Origin of the sequence: Chlorogloea sp. CCALA 695, from assembly GCF_003003885.1 — a bacterium.
Lineage (GTDB): Bacteria > Cyanobacteriota > Cyanobacteriia > Cyanobacteriales > Chroococcidiopsidaceae > Aliterella.
Genome location: NZ_PVWN01000014.1, coordinates 18,351 through 34,575 on the forward strand (window position 1 = coordinate 18,351; position 16,225 = coordinate 34,575).

Genomic DNA, 16,225 nt, shown 5'->3' on the forward strand with positions numbered 1-16,225 from the left:
GGTTTATCTATGGCAACGATAAAAAAAACAGTTCATGCCTATGTACATTTCGGGATATTGTCTATTTAATCGCCAAAAAAAAAGCCTAAAAGTTGCTTTTAGCAAGAGTTAGGACTCGCTGCCGAAATACCAGCAGAGGCGATCGCATTTACAGGAGGGGATTTTATGAATGACTTAATAAATCAATTTTCTCGGCGCAAATTTCTTTTAACTGCTGGAGCCTCGGCGGTAGGGTCGGTATTGCTCAACGGCTGCTTGGGAAATCCCCCCGATTCATCTGGCAATACTCAAGCACAACAGGTTTCGGCAGTTAATATTAGCCCCGAACAAGCACCGGAAACTACCAAGGTAAAGTTGGGCTATATACCCATTGTGGAAGCGGCTCCCTTGATTATTGCCCAGGAAAAAGGCTTTTTTGCTAAGTACGGCATGACCGGAGTTGAGCTTGCTAAACAAGCCTCGTGGGGGGCAATGCGTGACAATACAGAGATAGGCTCAAGCGGCGGTGGCGTTGATGGCGGTCAATATCAAATGCCAATGCCTCATCTAATAACTGAAGGAATTATTACTAAAGGCAATCAAAAAATTCCCATGTATCTCCTGGCGCAGTTAATTACGCATGGAAATGGAATTGCTGTTGCTAATAAGCATAAGGGGCAAGGGATGGGTTTAGACCTAAGCAAGAGTGGTAAACCAGTTGTTGACCAACTTAAATCAACAAAAAATCCTTTTTCCGCCGCTTATACTTTTGCCCAGGTCAATCAAGATTTTTGGCTCCGCTACTGGTTAGCCGCCGGGGGCATTAATCCCGATACTGATGTCAAACTAATTCCCGTCCCCGCAGCCCAAACTGTCGCCAATATGAAAACAGGGACGATGGACGCTTTTAGTACAGGAGATCCCTGGCCTTATCGGATTGTTAAGGACAAAATTGGGTTTATGGCAGTATTGACCGCCGAAATGTGGAAAAATCACCCCGAAGAATATTTTGCCATGCGCGCAGACTGGGCTGACAAAAATCCCAAGGCAACTAAAGCAATCTTGAAAGGCATTATGGAAGCGCAGCAATGGTTAGATAATTTTGACAACCGCGCCGAAGCTGCGACCATCCTTAGCGGACGAAATTATTTTAATCTTCCGACCGAAATTTTGGCAGAGCCATTTCAAGGCAAGTATGACATGGGCGATGGTCGGGTAATTGATGATAAATCGATGGCGGCGTATTACTGGAAAGATGAAAGAGGTAGCGTTTCTTATCCTTACAAGAGTCACGATCTTTGGTTTTTGACGGAAAGCGTGCGCTGGGGCTTTTTGCCTCCAGATACTTTGACAAATGCTAAGGCGCTAATTGATAAAGTCAACCGCGAAGATATTTGGAAACAAGCAGCGACGGAAGCAGGTATTGCTGCGGCAGATATTCCTACAAGTACATCTCGTGGCATTGAAACGTTTTTTGATGGTGTCAAGTTCGACCCAGAAAATCCAACAGCATATTTGCAGAGTTTGAAGATTAAAAAAGTAGCTTTGTAGAGACATTGCAATGCAACGCCTTGTTGCCAAAATTCATACTTATACAACTAGAGGAAAATACAGCCAATGACCACACTTCAAAGCCGACGACCTGCCAGAAATACCAAAGGTTGGGGTTCCCGCCTGAGCAAGCAACTTCCCGACCTGATACCGCCAATTATTGCGATCGCTATTTTTCTCGCCCTATGGCAGTTATTTTCTTGGACTCCAGGGGCAACTTTACCAGGGCCTATACAAGTTGTTCAAGATACTTGGGTATTAATTTTCTGGCCTTTTTATGATCGCGGTGGTACAGATAAGGGCTTATTTTGGCAGATTCTCGCTAGTTTGCAAAGAGTAGCGATAAGTTACACCCTAGCGGCAATTGTGGGCATTGGCCTGGGCATATTGATCGGCACAAATAAAATGATGTCCAAAGCTTTAGATCCAATCTTCCAACTATTGCGAACTGTACCACCTTTAGCGTGGGTTCCGATTGCTTTAGCTGCCTTGCGTCAAAACGAACCCGCCGCTTTATTCGTAATTTTTATTACCGCAATTTGGCCCATCTTAATTAATACAGCAGTGGGAGTAAAGCAAATTCCCACTGATTATAACAACGTTGCTAAAGTTCTCCAGCTTAATCGCAAAGAGTATTTCTTTAATATTTTGATTCCGGCGGCGCTGCCCTACATTTTTACAGGCTTGAGAATTGCGATTGGATTAGCTTGGTTGGCAATTATCGCCGCAGAGATTGTAATGTCGGGGATTGTGGGCATTGGCTTTTTTATCTGGGAAGCCTACCAAAATAACAACGTTAGTGAAGTGATATTAGCCTTAATCTACATCGGCGTTGTTGGTTTCTTGCTAGACAAAGCTATGGGTTGGATCGAAAACCGGATTTTGCCCGCAGAACCAAAGTAGATACAAAAGAAATTGTCCTCTAACTCCCTAATAACCTATGTCTGTTTTCGTTGCTGTCGATCAAATTGATAAAGTTTTTCCATTAACTGGCGGTGGTAGCTACATTGCCCTCAAAGGAATCAATCTCCAAATTAAAAAAGGAGAATTTGTCTCGCTTATCGGTCACTCTGGTTGTGGCAAATCTACTCTGTTGAATATGGTAGCAGGTTTGGATTTGCCTAGTGAAGGCGTTGTAACCCTAGAAGGACAAAAAATTACGAAACCTGGCCCCGACCGGATGGTAGTATTCCAGAATTATTCCTTGTTACCTTGGCGGACTGTCCGAGAAAATATTGCCTTAGCGGTGGACTCTGTAATGAGCGATTTGCCAGCAGGCGAGCGCAAAAGCATCATCGAGCAACATATAGATATGGTAGGTTTGCGTCAAGCCGCCGACAAGCAACCAGGACAGTTGTCGGGAGGAATGAAACAACGAGTTGCGATCGCGCGCGCCTTGGCTATTCGCCCTAAACTCCTGCTTCTAGACGAACCGTTTGGGGCTTTGGATGCCTTAACGCGGGGTAACTTGCAAGAGCAATTGATGAAAATTTGCGAAGAAAATCAAGTTACCGCCGTCATGGTTACCCACGATGTTGATGAAGCAGTGCTGTTGTCGGACAGGATTGTGATGCTGACAAACGGGCCAGAATCAAAAATTGGTCAGATTTTAGAAGTAGATATTCCCCGCCCTCGCAAGCGCATGGAAGTAGTAGAACATCCCAGCTATTACAGCTTGCGAAGTGAAATGATTTACTTTCTCAATCAGCAAAAGCGGATTAAAAAAATTCGGGCAAGAAAGACTGGTGCGATCGCCCGTCATGGTTTAGAAAAAGTTAATTTAGAACTTGGTTTTTTACCCTTAACCGCCTGTGCGCCCCTGGCTATAGCCAAAGAAAAAGGCTTTTTTGCCAAGCATGGCTTAGATGAAGTAACTTTAGTCCGCGAATCGAACTGGCGAGGAATTACCGACGGCATAGTTGGCGGTTATTTAGATGCAGCGCAAATGCCTTCCGGGATGCCCATGTGGTTGACTTTGGGCGGTCATGAAAACAAACCCGTCCCCATCGTTACGTCCTTAACTATGACCCGTAACGGCAACGCCATCACCCTAGCAAAGCGCTTTTACGACCAAGGGGTATATAGCTTGTCAGACTTTAAGGAAATGCTGCATAAAACTCCTCAAGGTCAACATCGTATGGGTATGGTGCATCCTTCTTCAATGCACAATTTACTATTGCGTTACTGGCTGGCGGCGGGAGGCATTGATCCAGACCGAGATGTAAAGCTATCAACCATTCCTCCGGCGCAGATGGTAGCTGACTTGCAAAATGGAAGTATCGACGGTTATTGTGTTGGGGAACCTTGGAACCTCCGCGCCGCCGATGAAAACATTGGCTTTACGATCGCAACAGATTTAGAAATTTGGCTAGGACATCCCGGCAAAGTTCTCGGTGTGCGCGAAGATTGGGCTGCGACTTATCCTAATACCCATATTGCCTTAGTTAAAGCTCTTTTAGAAGCCTGTCATTACTGTTCTCAGCCAGAACACGGTCAAGAAATCCGCGAGATATTAGCCGGAAGAGAGTATGTAAGTACGGATATAGCTTATATCCAAATGGGAGAGACAAATACATCTACTACTTGTAGCTTGGATCATCCGATGCGAGATTATGCCCACCATCAGTTTTATGGAGACTCAGGGGTCAATCGTCCCAGTCGTACAGAACAACTATGGATTATGACCCAACTCGCGCGTTGGGGTGATACTCCTTTCCCTAGAAACTGGGTAGAAATTCTTGAACGTATTTGTAAAGTAGGTGTATTTAGCACCGCCGCGCGCGAACTTGGTCTGGGCGATATTACTTACACTCGCAAAGCGATTCAATTGTTCGATGGTACGGTGTTTAACGCTGATGACCCGATCGCCTATCTCAACAGTCTAGCCATTAAACAAGATTTCTCCATCGCCGAAGTTGTCATCGACTCCCGCCCTACGGTGGCTGCTTAATTACAAAGTACAATTTTAAAACTAATACAAAAGACGTTCCGGTGGAACGTCTCTACTAAACCAATGCACAACCGTACTCTTGCTTATATCGATCCCAGCGCCAATACTTCCGCTCCAAAAACGACTCAAAACCAACCTTTTTTAGTAATTGAAGATGTCTCTAAGGTCTATCCCACGCCCAAAGGTACTTATACGGTACTAGAAGGAGTCAATCTCACCGTCAATGAGGGCGAGTTTATCTGCGTTATCGGTCACTCTGGTTGTGGCAAATCAACGCTGCTAAATATGGTTTCGGGCTTTACTACCCCTAGTAGCGGTAGGGTTGAACTTAATTCTGTAGCGATTACAAAACCAGGCCCCGATCGCATGGTAGTGTTTCAAAACTACGCTTTGCTACCTTGGAAGACTGCTTTTGAAAATGTCTACATTGCTGTTAATGCCGTGTACCCCAACAAACCAGAAGCAGAGAAAAGAGCGATCGTACGGGAACATTTGGCAATGGTAGGACTAACAGAATCCGCCGATAAAAAGCCGCCACAACTTTCTGGAGGAATGAAACAGCGCGTTTCTATTGCCCGTGCTTTAGCGATTCGTCCTCAAGTTTTGATTTTAGATGAGCCTTTTGGGGCATTAGATGCGATTACTAAAGAAGAATTGCAAGAAGAATTACTAAAAATTTGGAACGATCATCGCTGTACGGTGCTGATGATTACTCACGATATTGATGAAGCTTTGTTTCTTGCCGATCGCTTAGTAATGATGACCAATGGCCCGGCTGCTAGTATTGGGGAAGTAATGGATATTCCTTTTTCTCGTCCGCGCGATCGCACTCGGATTATGGAAGATCCCCAATACTACAAGTTGCGAAACTACGCCTTAGACTTTCTGTATCATCGGTTTGCCCATGATGATACTGATTAGAAGTACTCTACTAAATAGCTGTTTGTGACGAGTTAAAACTCGTCACTTTGAATAACTAATACAACGTATTGCTTTGGAATTAATCAATCTGTAATGCCTCTGCTACTCTTAATTTAGCCGAACGCGATCGCACATTATTTTCTAATTCCTCAGCTTGGGCAGTAATGGGCTTTTTAGTAATTACCTTCACTATTGTTGATTCGCGTAAACTGTGCTTGACGATTCGGTCTTCTAAGCTATGAAAGCTAATTACAACAATTCTCCCCCCCGGTACAAGAGAAATAGGAGCGCGAATTAGAAAATTCTCTATAGCTGTTAATTCTTCATTAATAACAATTCGCAGAGCCTGAAATACGCGGGTTGCGGGGTGAATCCTACCATAACGATACTGTTTTGGTACAGAATAGGTGATCGCCTCTGCGAGTTCTGTAGTAGTTGTAAAGGGGCGTTTTTCTACTATTCTTCTGGCGATGCGCCGCGATAGTCTTTCCTCGCCGTACTTAAAGAAAATATTTGCCAGATCGTTTTCATCCCAATCATTAATCACCTCTGCGGCGGTCAAATCTCGTCGTCTATCCATCCGCATATCTAAGGGTGCGGTATTGCGAAAACTAAAGCCTCGCTCTGCTGTATCAAGGTGGTAAGAGCTAACGCCCAAATCTGCAATTATTCCATCAAAAGAGGCGATTTTATATTCAAAGTCGGCAAAACTGCTTAAAACAAATTCAATGCGACTGCCATATTCCCCAAGACGTTGATTAGCTGCACTAATTGCCTGTTCGTCCCAATCTAAAGCTGTAACTTTAACATCGGGATAAGTCTGTAAAATTGCCTCACTATGACCGCCACCGCCTACGGTAGCATCTAAATAATGCCCCCCAGGACGAATAGCTAAAGCAGAAATTACCTCTTGACTTAAAACAGGTATATGAAAAAATGCCTGTAACTCGTTTTCCTCAACACCAAGCTCCATATAATTAAATAAGCGCTTACAAAATTAAACATCAAGCACTTAATATCTATAGTGCCTACTTACTTCAACTTACCGCTAATTCATAAGTATTTTTGGCGGAATCATCTAAATAAGCACTCCAACAGTAAATTAACCACCTATGGCAAGAATAGAAACTAGAACAGAACCCATGGTGCTAAACATGGGGCCTCACCACCCCTCAATGCACGGAGTGATGAGACTAATCGTCACTTTGGATGGGGAAGACGTAGTAGATTGTGAGCCTGTAATGGGCTATCTGCATCGCGGGATGGAGAAAATAGCCGAAAACCGCACAAATATCATGTACGTCCCTTACGTAAGTCGCTGGGACTACGCAGCCGGGATGTTTAATGAAGCGGTGAGCGTCAACGCGCCAGAAAAATTAGCAAATATTCCCGTTCCCAAACGCGCCAGCTACATTCGCGTAATTATGCTGGAATTAAACCGGATTGCTAATCATTTGCTATGGTTAGGGCCATTTATGGCGGATGTAGGCGCTCAAACTCCATTTTTCTACATTTTCCGCGAACGGGAGATGATTTACGATTTGTGGGAAGCTGCTACAGGCTACCGAATGGTAAATAACAATTACTTCCGTATTGGTGGAGTTGCGGTAGATTTACCTTACGGTTGGGTAGATAAATGCGTAGAATTTATTGAGTATTTTTACCCCAAAGTTGATGAGTACGAGCGCTTAATTACTAACAATCCCATTTTTAGAAGACGGGTTGAAGGTATTGGGACAATTGGCCGCGAAGATGCGATTAATTGGGGGCTATCAGGCCCGATGTTACGTGCTTCGGGGGTGAAGTGGGACTTAAGGAAAGTTGACCACTACGAATGTTATGACGATTTTGATTGGGATGTACAGTGGGAAACGGCAGGAGATTGTTTTGCGCGGTATTTAGTGCGGATTCGAGAAATGCGCGAATCGGTCAAAATTCTCCGTCAAGCAATTAAAGCGCTTCCCGGTGGCCCTTTTGAAAACCTAGAGGCTAAACGCCTAGCTGAAGGCGCAAAATCTGAATGGAATGGTTTTGACTACCAGTACATTAGTAAAAAAGTTGCGCCTACTTTTAAAATTCCCAAAGGCGAACATTACGCGCGCATTGAAAGCGGTAAAGGTGAGTTAGGAATTTACCTTGTTGGTGATGATAATGTGTTTCCTTGGCGGTGGAAGATTCGCGCTGCGGATTTTAATAACTTGCAAATTTTTCCTCACATTGTCCGAGGTGTAAAAGTTGCGGATATTGTGACAATTTTGGGTAGCATTGACATCATTATGGGATCTGTAGATCGTTAGAACCTTTGGGGCGTAATACTTGCGCCCCATTACAATTGTTTTTGTATTTCTGGTAGACCGTTGAGACTTGACTTAGAAAATAATTCTAATTTGTTGTTAACTGACATTATTGCTAATTGCATTAAGGTAAACGGCGGCGCTATTACCTTTGCCGAATTTATGGAGTTGGCGCTATACCATCCCCAGTATGGCTATTACACTACAAAAGCTGTAGATATTGGGGCGCAAGGTGATTTTTTTACGTCTCCACATTTAGGAAAAGATTTTGGCGAACTCTTAGCGGTGCAATTTGCCCAGATGTGGGACATTATGGGACAACCCGCAACTTTTACCCTGGTAGAAATGGGCGCAGGACAAGGTATTTTGGCTGTTGATCTTTTTAAATATTTGTACAAGCATTACCGCGAGTTTTTTAACTGCTTACAGTACATTATTGTTGAAGTATCCCCAGGCTTAAAACAGCAACAACAGCAGCTATTACAAGGTGTAGCTGATAAAGTTAAATGGTGCAGCTTAGAAGAAATACCTACTGATTCAATTATTGGCTGTGCTTTTTCTAATGAACTTATCGATGCGATGCCTATTAATTTATTTTCGCTGCAAGATGGGCAATTAGGAGAAATATATGTAACGTCCGAAAACAATACTTTTATAGAAGTAGTAAGCGCTCCCTCTACGCCAAAAATAGCTCAGTATTTCGACTTGGTAGGAATAAACTTAGGGCAATTAGCAAGTAACTACCGTAGTGAAATTAATTTAGCGGCTTTGGAATGGCTGACTACAATAAGCCAGAAATTGCAGCAAGGGTATTTGTTAACTATCGATTATGGCTACACGGCGGCGCGTTATTATAACCCCATGCGATCGCAGGGAACTTTGCAATGCTACTATCGCCACGGATACCATAACAACCCGTATATAAACATCGGCGAGCAAGATATCACGGCTCATGTAGATTTTACGGCTTTAGAGCGCTGGGGCGAACAGTGCGGCTTACAAAAGGTAGGATTTACTCAGCAAGGATTATTTTTGATGGCGTTGGGATTGGGAGAGCGAATTGCAGCAAATTCGACCGAAAACGCCAATAATTTAGAGCAACTACTTCAACGCCGCGAAACCTTGCATCAGTTAATAAATCCTCAAGGATTAGGTGGTTTTGGCGTTTTAGTCCAATCTAAAGGATTGTTGCCTAATATTCCTTTAAAAGGTATGATGGCTTAAAAAATTCTATTATCGTCTCACTGTACGAGCTTTTTTTGCTTTAAAGTCATTAAATTAAAACTGATACCGTTACAAAAAAGCCAATTATGACTCCCCACGATTTGTTTATGCTAGTGCTGCTGCTTTCTCCTGGACTCTTGCTCTCAGTGATAATTATGGTAGCTTTTGCAGCAGGTGGTTAATTTCAGTACAGATACTTTTATCTAAAATATCCAAAATAAGCTGGAGGTATACAAGTGAAAGTTGCTGTCTTCAGCACCAAGTCTTATGATCGCACTTTTTTAGAAGCTGCTAATACGCAAAGTAAGCACGAGTTAGTTTTTTTTGAACCCCGCTTAACTTGCGAAACCAGCGTATTAGCTACAGGGTCGCAAGCAGTTTGTGCTTTTGTCAATGATGAACTAAATGCTCAAACTCTTACCAAATTGGCAAACTTGGGCATAAAATTAATTGCGTTGCGATCGGCGGGTTTCAACAATGTAGATTTAATAAAAGCTGAGGAGTTAGAACTAACTGTTGTCCGCGTACCCGCCTATTCTCCCTATGCTGTTGCTGAACATACTATTGGCTTAATTCTTGCTCTCAATCGGCGCATACCTCGCGCTTACAACCGCGTCCGCGAAGGTAATTTTTCTTTAGAAGGGCTTTTAGGTTTCGATCTTAATGGTAAAACGGCGGGGATCGTTGGTACAGGCAGAATTGGCACGATTACAGCCCAAATACTCCAAGGTTTTGGGTGCAACGTATTGGCTTACGACAATACGCCTCCAGATAATCAAAACCTCGAATATGTATCGTTTCCGCAACTTTTGGCGGCGGCGGATATTGTTAGTTTGCATTGTCCTTTAACTCCTGAAACTCATCACCTAATCAACGCTCAAACAGTAGCGCAAATGAAAACAGGTGCTATGCTAATCAACACGAGTCGCGGGGCTTTAATTGACACCAAAGCGGTAGTTACTGGCTTAAAATCCGGTAAAATCGGCTATCTTGGCTTAGATGTGTACGAAAAGGAGGGAAATTTATTTTTTGAAGACTTGTCAAGTGCAGTCATTCAAGACGATCTTTTTGAACGTCTGCTTACTTTTCCCAATGTCTTAATTACCGGACATCAATCTTTTTTCACTATTGAAGCTGTGAAAAGTATTGCCGAAACTACTTTGTCAAATATCTCTGACTTTGAACAGGGTAATTGCTCTAATCAAGTGAAGCCAAGTCAACACCACTGAGGTATATACATCAACTATAGGAATAGAAACTAAAGTTTCAATTGCTAATGCTATCTACCTTGAAGTCGATGAATCATTTTTTGAGAGCTAGTAAGGTTAGACAATAGTTAAAACCGTTTTCTCTCTTTCCGAGGCGGTGCTGATAACCAAGATATTGCCTAGCAAACGATCTGGGCGTTGTCATTTCCAAAAATCAACACACTAAAAAATTATGGAATCCCAACTGCAACAAGAATACACCGATACCCAAAATATTAAGGTATCAGCCCCAGGAACTATGGTTACTATAGAGCCAAGTACAGATGATCAGTGGACGCGCGTAGGTTCTCAAGTTTCAGGGTTTTTAGCTCAATTACCCGAAATAATCGGCAATTTTTGGGAAAGTTACAAGCAGCCAATTACTAGCCTGGGATTAATTTTTGCCGCAATTATCACAGTTAAAGTCGTATTTGCAGTAATTGCTGCTTTAAACGATATTCCACTTTTAGCACCAACTTTTGAATTAGTTGGAATTGCTTACTCAGCTTGGTTTGTCAACCGCTACTTGCTTCAAGCCTCCCACCGTCAAGAATTGGCGCAAGAAATTGAAAAGTTGAAAGGAAAAGTAGTTGGTAGTCAACAACTGTCATAACTACCATAATCTTTCAAAATAAATAAGCGATCGCACTTATGGGATGTGCGATCGCTTATTTTTATTTAGTATTACCTACATAGGGCGAATCTATTGGCTGTAATTTACCTTGTTGTACCATCGCCTGATAAACTATTGCCGCTACTTCAGCGCGGGTAGCATTGCGGTTAGGTGCTAGGATATTGCGATCGGGATAATTGGCTATAAGCCCTGCATTTGTTGCTGCGGCTACTTTATCTTTAGCATAGTTGGGAATTTCGTTAGCATCCCCGTAAGATTGCAAAACTGATTGAGTCGCAGAAGCCGGAAGTTTTAAGCCGCTAGCAATTGCCACCAAAACTTGCACTCTGGGAATTTCTTGAGTTGGGCGAAAAACATCGCCGGGATAGCCTTGTAAAAATCCGGTGGTTGTAGCACTGTTAATTGCCGGAATACCCCAAAAATTAGTCTCAATATCCTTATATTTTGTTGTTCCGTCTACAGATTGATTATCGAAAGCATCTTGCAACAATGCAGCAAATTCCGCACGAGTTATTGTTTGATTTGGTCGAAAATAGTCTCCAGCATAGCCACTAACAACCCCACTTGCTGCTAAAGCATGAATATAGGGACGCGCCCAATAGTCCGGGGGAACATCAATAAAAGTAACTGGCGTTCCTGTTTTTGGTGTTGGGGAGGCTGCAACACTCCCATTAGGAACAACTACCACCGGAACTTGCGCTCGCCTTTGGGGGACTTCATCAGAGGCAATAGAAGGGCTAACGCTAGGGGCTAAGGTAGGTGCGGTTTCTACTTCTGCGGCTTGCGGGGAAGGAACCAGTAAAGGAGTAGAATTGCGATCGCTTGATAAAATGCGATCGAGGTTTATTGCTTGTGGATTGCGAGATAACGACCACCAAATAATCCCGCCAATAGCGCTAAAAGCAACCAAAATTCCGATAAAATCATCAAAACCTAAAGGTGTTTTGTCCGATGGCGAAGGATCGGGCGGTAAAGAATTTGTCATATTAGCAGCAAAAGAATATAGCCAAATTAAGCCACTAACTAGGGCTTTTGCGATACCTCTTTTGGGTAGGTTTTTTTACAGCACTCGTAACAAACTAGCAACGCTACTTATTGCAGGTAACGTGCGAATTTCTGCTAAAGAAGCATTAAAATCGCCTTCGCGGACATCATGAGTTACAACCACAATTTCCGCTAAATTATCGTGAATGCCTGTTTGTACCACCGATTCTAAGCTAACGCCACAGTTACCGAAACAAGTACCCAATTTACCAATTACCCCCGGATGATCTTGCGTCAGAAAACGGGCGTAAAAGCGGGTTACAAGATCGTCCATTGGCGACTTTTCGCAATATTCTTGATGAGAACAACTCATTAAAGGATGGGGTTTTGCTGTGCCAGTTTTTAGTACGGCTGCGATCGCCAATATATCCGCTACTACCGCACTAGCCGTTGCTCCCGCCCCCGCCCCCGGCCCAAAAAACATTACTTGTCCTATAGGGTCGCCTTCTACCAAAATTGCGTTGTACACCCCGTTAATGCTGGCTAAAGGGTGGGCTTGCGGGACTAAAGTCGGATGGACGCGTAAGGAGAGACTATTACTAGAGGGGGCTTTTTTGGCGATCGCTAAAAGTTTGATGACAAAACCGAGTTTTTCGGCGTAAGCTATGTCTGCCTTGCTAACATTGCGGATACCTTCACAATAAACATCTTGTAACTTAATTCGTCCACCAAAAGCTAAAGAAGCCAGAATCGCAATTTTATCGGCTGCGTCTAATCCATCTATATCCGCAGTGGGATCGGCTTCCGCGTAACCTAGTTGTTGGGCTTCGGCTAAAACTTCCGCAAAATCACTCCCGCGATCGCGCATTGCCGTCAAAATATAATTTGTTGTGCCGTTAACAATCCCTGTAACCGCCGTAATTCGATTTACACTCAAAGATTGCTTAAGTGGCGCAATAACCGGGATACCGCCGCCTACAGCCGCCTCTAACATCACGTATACCCCGGCGGCATTGGCTGCTGTAAAAATTTCATCGCCATAACGGGCAATTACGGCTTTATTGGCTGTAACTACGTGCTTACCATTGTTGATTGCTTGTAAGATGAGACTTCGCGCAGGTTCTAAGCCTCCTAGCAACTCTACGACTATATCTATCGCTGGATCTTTGACAATTGATTCTAAATCTGTAGTAATTACTTCCGCAGGCAAAGTTACAGCGCGGGATTTAGCTAGAGATTTTACCCCAACTTTGTACACTTCTATTTCTTTTAGCAACGCCTGCCGACCAGTAGGATCTAATAGCAGTTGAACTGTACCTGTACCTACCGTCCCTAAGCCCAAGATTCCTACTTTAAAAGCCACAATCTGTTACCAATATCACCAAAAACTATTGTAGGGGTGTATTTACCATACACCCCTACAAATCGACTAATTATTAGTATTTAGTAAGTTTCTACGTGCCAGCGACCAGCTTTTTTCATTGCTTTTTGATAATCAATCCAATTTACACCATCGGCTGCCGCCGCCGCCGATAGCGCTTCGTCAATACCGCCTTCCATACCTTTCAAACCGCAAATATAGGTGTGGGTATTTTCCTTTTGAATCAACTTCCACAAGTCTTGAGCGTGTTCTGCTACTCGATCTTGAATATACATTCTGCCGCCTTCAGGGTTTTTTTGTTCGCGGCTGATTGCGTAAGTCAAGCGGAAATTGTCGGGATACTGCGTTTGCATTTCCTCTAACTCCTCTTTATACAAAACGTTTGGAGTCGTCGGGATGCCAAAAACTAACCAGGCTAAACCCTTAAACTTATAGTCAGGGTTGGCTTCTTGTTCGTTCTTTTTGAACATCCGCCAGAGGTAAGCTCTAAAGGGAGCAATACCCGTACCCGTTGCAAACATAATTACATTTGCGTCTGTGTCCTCTGGTAACAACATTTCCTTACCAACAGGACCAGTAATTTTGACTTCTGAACCTACTTCTATATTACATAAGTGAGTAGAACAAACGCCGTAAATCATTTCGCCCGTTTCGGGGTGCTTGTATTCTAGCTGACGGACGCATAAAGAGACAGTTTTATCGTCAACGCGATCGCCATGACGAGTTGAAGCAATTGAATACAACCGTAACTTTTCGGGTTTGCCGTTTTTGTCCGTACCTGGGGGAATAATCCCAATACTTTGACCTTCTAGGTAGCGCAAATCACCCCCAGAAATATCAAATGTTAAGTGTCTTACTGTACCGATACCACCTTCCCCGACTAACTCTTCATTAGAGACACATTGACCGAGATAAGGAGCATTAGGGCGGTAAATATTGACAGGAACATCTTTGTGCTTATCAACTTTCGATTTTGCTTGAGTCATAGGTTTGCCTTCTTTTTCTGCATTTTGGGGCGTTAACTCATTTTCTCCCGATGCTAAAGAATTATTCTGTTCGCTCTTAGCAGTTAGAGAAGAATTACTTGGCTCACTTGCAGATGATGTTACTTGACCGTTCGGTTGATTAACATCTTGAAGGTGAATGTTAACAATTTTTCCGCCCATACGAGCAATGCGCTGCATCTCTTGATTCATGCGGCTATAAGGCACTCTAATAAAAATACTGCCACTATTACGAATCGCCGGAATCCTATTGTCATTTTCTTCGTTTTGACGGATACCTACTACTTCGTACAAAAAGACGCGGCTACCAGCTTCGGTATTAGCTGCCCGATCTGCGGCGCTTGAATTATACATTGCTTAAATCTCTCCGAACCGTACTTAACTTAATAAAAATTTCGAGCCTTGCTACTTGACTCATAATACCGGATACCCGGCGCTTAGAGTGCTGGGGCGGAAAGTTACGGTTGACAGGTTCGAGCAAATATCAAAATAAAAAGCGCTATTCTAAACTTTTTTTATAAAAGTGTGCAACAAAACCTTAGCATAGGTACTAAGGCAGACGATAAAGCTTGAGCTTTGGAGATTGTAAGAGAGATCCTATTTTGGTAAAATCTACAATAACAATAGTATTAAATACTTACCACAGCACAATTTGATTGTTTTTTATCAAAAAAGCAATTAGTACCGCATAAAAGTTCTAGTAGCTACTTGCGACTAGCGTTAACCAGGAATGGAGAACGAAAAACAGATAAAGCATAGCGGACTGCTTTATTGAGTCGCTACTTAATTCTTAGCCGCCTAGGTAAAGAAAAATAGCTACGAGACGTACAGCAAAGAAAATTTATTGATTTCATCATTTTGCCAGTAGAGGAAAGCTATGACAAGTTCGCCGGATAGAGTGGTATTAATTGGAGTTGCAGGGGATTCAGGGTGTGGTAAATCAACCTTTTTGCGTCGGTTAGCCGACTTATTTGGCGAAGAATTTTTGACAGTAATCTGCTTAGATGACTATCACAGTTTGGATCGCAAGCAGCGCAAAGAGACAAAAATAACCGCTTTAGATCCTAGAGCAAACAATTTCGATCTGATGTACGAGCAACTAAAAGCGCTCAAGCAAGGTCAATCAATCAATAAGCCCATATATAACCACGAAACCGGAGAAATAGATCCACCAGAAAATATAGAGGCAAACCACATTATCGTAGTTGAAGGGTTGCATCCCTTGTACGATGAAAGAGTCAGAAGTCTGTTGGATTTCAGCGTGTATTTAGATATCAGCGATGAAGTCAAAATTGCCTGGAAAATTCAGCGAGACATGGAAGAAAGAGGTCATCGCTACGAAGACGTACTAGCGGCGATCAATTCTCGTCGTCCAGACTTTACAGCTTACATTGAACCACAGAAAAAATTTGCTGACGTAGTAATTCAAGTATTGCCTACCCAATTACTCAAAGAAGACAAAGAGCGCAAAGTATTGCGCGTCCGCATGATTCAGCGAGAAGGGATAGAAGGATTAGAGCCAGTTTACTTGTTTGATGAAGGTTCAACTATTCATTGGACACCTTGCGGACGTAAGCTTACTTGTTCTTACCCAGGAATGCAAATGTATTATGGGCCAGATCCTTACAGTCAAGACAACGTATCTGTTTTAGAAGTAGACGGTCAATTTGACAACCTAGACGAAGTAATTTATCTAGAGAATCATTTGAGCAAAACTTCGACCAAGTATCAAGGAGAAATGACCCATTTATTGCTGCAACACCGCGAATATCCAGGTTCAAACAACGGAACGGGACTATTTCAAGTATTGACAGGCTTGAAAATGCGCGCAACTTACGAACGTTTGACAGCAAAAGAAGCCAAAATTGCCGCAAAAGTGTAAGTAGGTGCGATAAGGATGTTTTTTTAAATGCCACTTTAGGGAGATCCCCCCTAACCCCCCTTAAAAAGGGGGGAAAACATACAATTAAAGTCTTCCTTTTTAAGGGTGATGAGCGTGGGGATATAAACGAATAGCTACTGGTCGAAAACCTGGCAAAACATTTTTTGAGAATTT

At 43.0% G+C, this 16,225-nt stretch carries 13 protein-coding genes; 9 read left to right on the forward strand and 4 right to left on the reverse strand.

Features of this window, described 5'->3' with window-relative positions; translation table 11 throughout:
- Positions 1-177: 177 nt before the first annotated feature.
- The 4 genes from C7B70_RS09785 to C7B70_RS09800 all read left to right on the forward strand — a co-directional run bounded on the left by C7B70_RS09785 (position 178) and on the right by C7B70_RS09800 (position 5,401).
- A complete protein-coding gene (locus C7B70_RS09785) occupies positions 178-1,530 on the forward strand; it encodes a CmpA/NrtA family ABC transporter substrate-binding protein (RefSeq protein ID WP_199192176.1) in 1,353 nt (450 codons plus the stop codon).
- A 66-nt stretch (positions 1,531-1,596) separates the two neighbouring features.
- Complete coding sequence (ntrB, locus tag C7B70_RS09790; RefSeq protein WP_106368868.1) at positions 1,597-2,433, forward strand: nitrate ABC transporter permease; 837 nt, start codon at positions 1,597-1,599, stop codon at positions 2,431-2,433.
- Between the two features lie 37 nt (positions 2,434-2,470).
- Positions 2,471-4,480: a nitrate ABC transporter ATP-binding protein gene (locus C7B70_RS09795; protein ID WP_106368869.1), complete on the forward strand. Its 2,010-nt coding sequence runs from the start codon at positions 2,471-2,473 to the stop codon at positions 4,478-4,480.
- A 63-nt stretch (positions 4,481-4,543) separates the two neighbouring features.
- Positions 4,544-5,401 carry a nitrate ABC transporter ATP-binding protein gene (locus C7B70_RS09800; RefSeq protein ID WP_199192169.1) on the forward strand — a complete coding sequence of 286 codons (858 nt, stop codon included), beginning with the start codon at positions 4,544-4,546 and terminating at the stop codon, positions 5,399-5,401.
- 79 nt (positions 5,402-5,480) lie between these two features.
- On the opposite strand, the gene rsmH is transcribed toward C7B70_RS09800, so the two are convergent.
- Positions 5,481-6,374, reverse strand: a complete 894-nt coding sequence (rsmH, locus tag C7B70_RS09805) for a 16S rRNA (cytosine(1402)-N(4))-methyltransferase RsmH (protein ID WP_106368870.1) — start codon at positions 6,372-6,374, stop codon at positions 5,481-5,483.
- 139 nt (positions 6,375-6,513) lie between these two features.
- Here rsmH and C7B70_RS09810 point away from each other — a divergent pair, with 139 nt between their 5' ends.
- The 4 genes from C7B70_RS09810 (at position 6,514) to C7B70_RS09825 (ending at position 10,779) form a co-directional block, all read left to right on the forward strand.
- On the forward strand, positions 6,514-7,698 hold the full coding sequence (locus C7B70_RS09810; protein WP_106368871.1) for an NAD(P)H-quinone oxidoreductase subunit H: 1,185 nt from the start codon (positions 6,514-6,516) through the stop codon (positions 7,696-7,698).
- A 159-nt stretch (positions 7,699-7,857) separates the two neighbouring features.
- Positions 7,858-8,919: a class I SAM-dependent methyltransferase gene (locus C7B70_RS09815; protein ID WP_106368944.1), complete on the forward strand. Its 1,062-nt coding sequence runs from the start codon at positions 7,858-7,860 to the stop codon at positions 8,917-8,919.
- 236 nt (positions 8,920-9,155) lie between these two features.
- The gene (locus tag C7B70_RS09820) at positions 9,156-10,148 is read left to right on the forward strand and encodes a 2-hydroxyacid dehydrogenase (protein ID WP_106368872.1); all 993 of its coding nucleotides are present in this window, start codon (positions 9,156-9,158) and stop codon (positions 10,146-10,148) included.
- Between the two features lie 211 nt (positions 10,149-10,359).
- Positions 10,360-10,779: a CAAD domain-containing protein gene (locus tag C7B70_RS09825; RefSeq protein ID WP_106368873.1), complete on the forward strand. Its 420-nt coding sequence runs from the start codon at positions 10,360-10,362 to the stop codon at positions 10,777-10,779.
- Between the two features lie 61 nt (positions 10,780-10,840).
- Here C7B70_RS09825 and C7B70_RS09830 read toward each other — a convergent pair whose 3' ends face one another.
- From C7B70_RS09830 to petH, 3 genes are all read right to left on the reverse strand, one after another.
- On the reverse strand, positions 10,841-11,785 hold the full coding sequence (locus C7B70_RS09830; protein WP_106368874.1) for an S-layer homology domain-containing protein: 945 nt from the start codon (positions 11,783-11,785) through the stop codon (positions 10,841-10,843).
- 75 nt (positions 11,786-11,860) lie between these two features.
- On the reverse strand, positions 11,861-13,147 hold the full coding sequence (locus tag C7B70_RS09835; protein ID WP_106368875.1) for a homoserine dehydrogenase: 1,287 nt from the start codon (positions 13,145-13,147) through the stop codon (positions 11,861-11,863).
- An 80-nt stretch (positions 13,148-13,227) separates the two neighbouring features.
- A complete protein-coding gene (gene petH / locus C7B70_RS09840; RefSeq protein WP_106368876.1) occupies positions 13,228-14,523 on the reverse strand; it encodes a ferredoxin--NADP reductase in 1,296 nt (431 codons plus the stop codon).
- A gap of 523 nt (positions 14,524-15,046) precedes the next feature.
- Between petH and C7B70_RS09845 the strand changes: the two genes are divergently transcribed.
- Complete coding sequence (locus C7B70_RS09845; RefSeq protein WP_106368877.1) at positions 15,047-16,051, forward strand: phosphoribulokinase; 1,005 nt, start codon at positions 15,047-15,049, stop codon at positions 16,049-16,051.
- Positions 16,052-16,225: the final 174 nt, after the last annotated feature.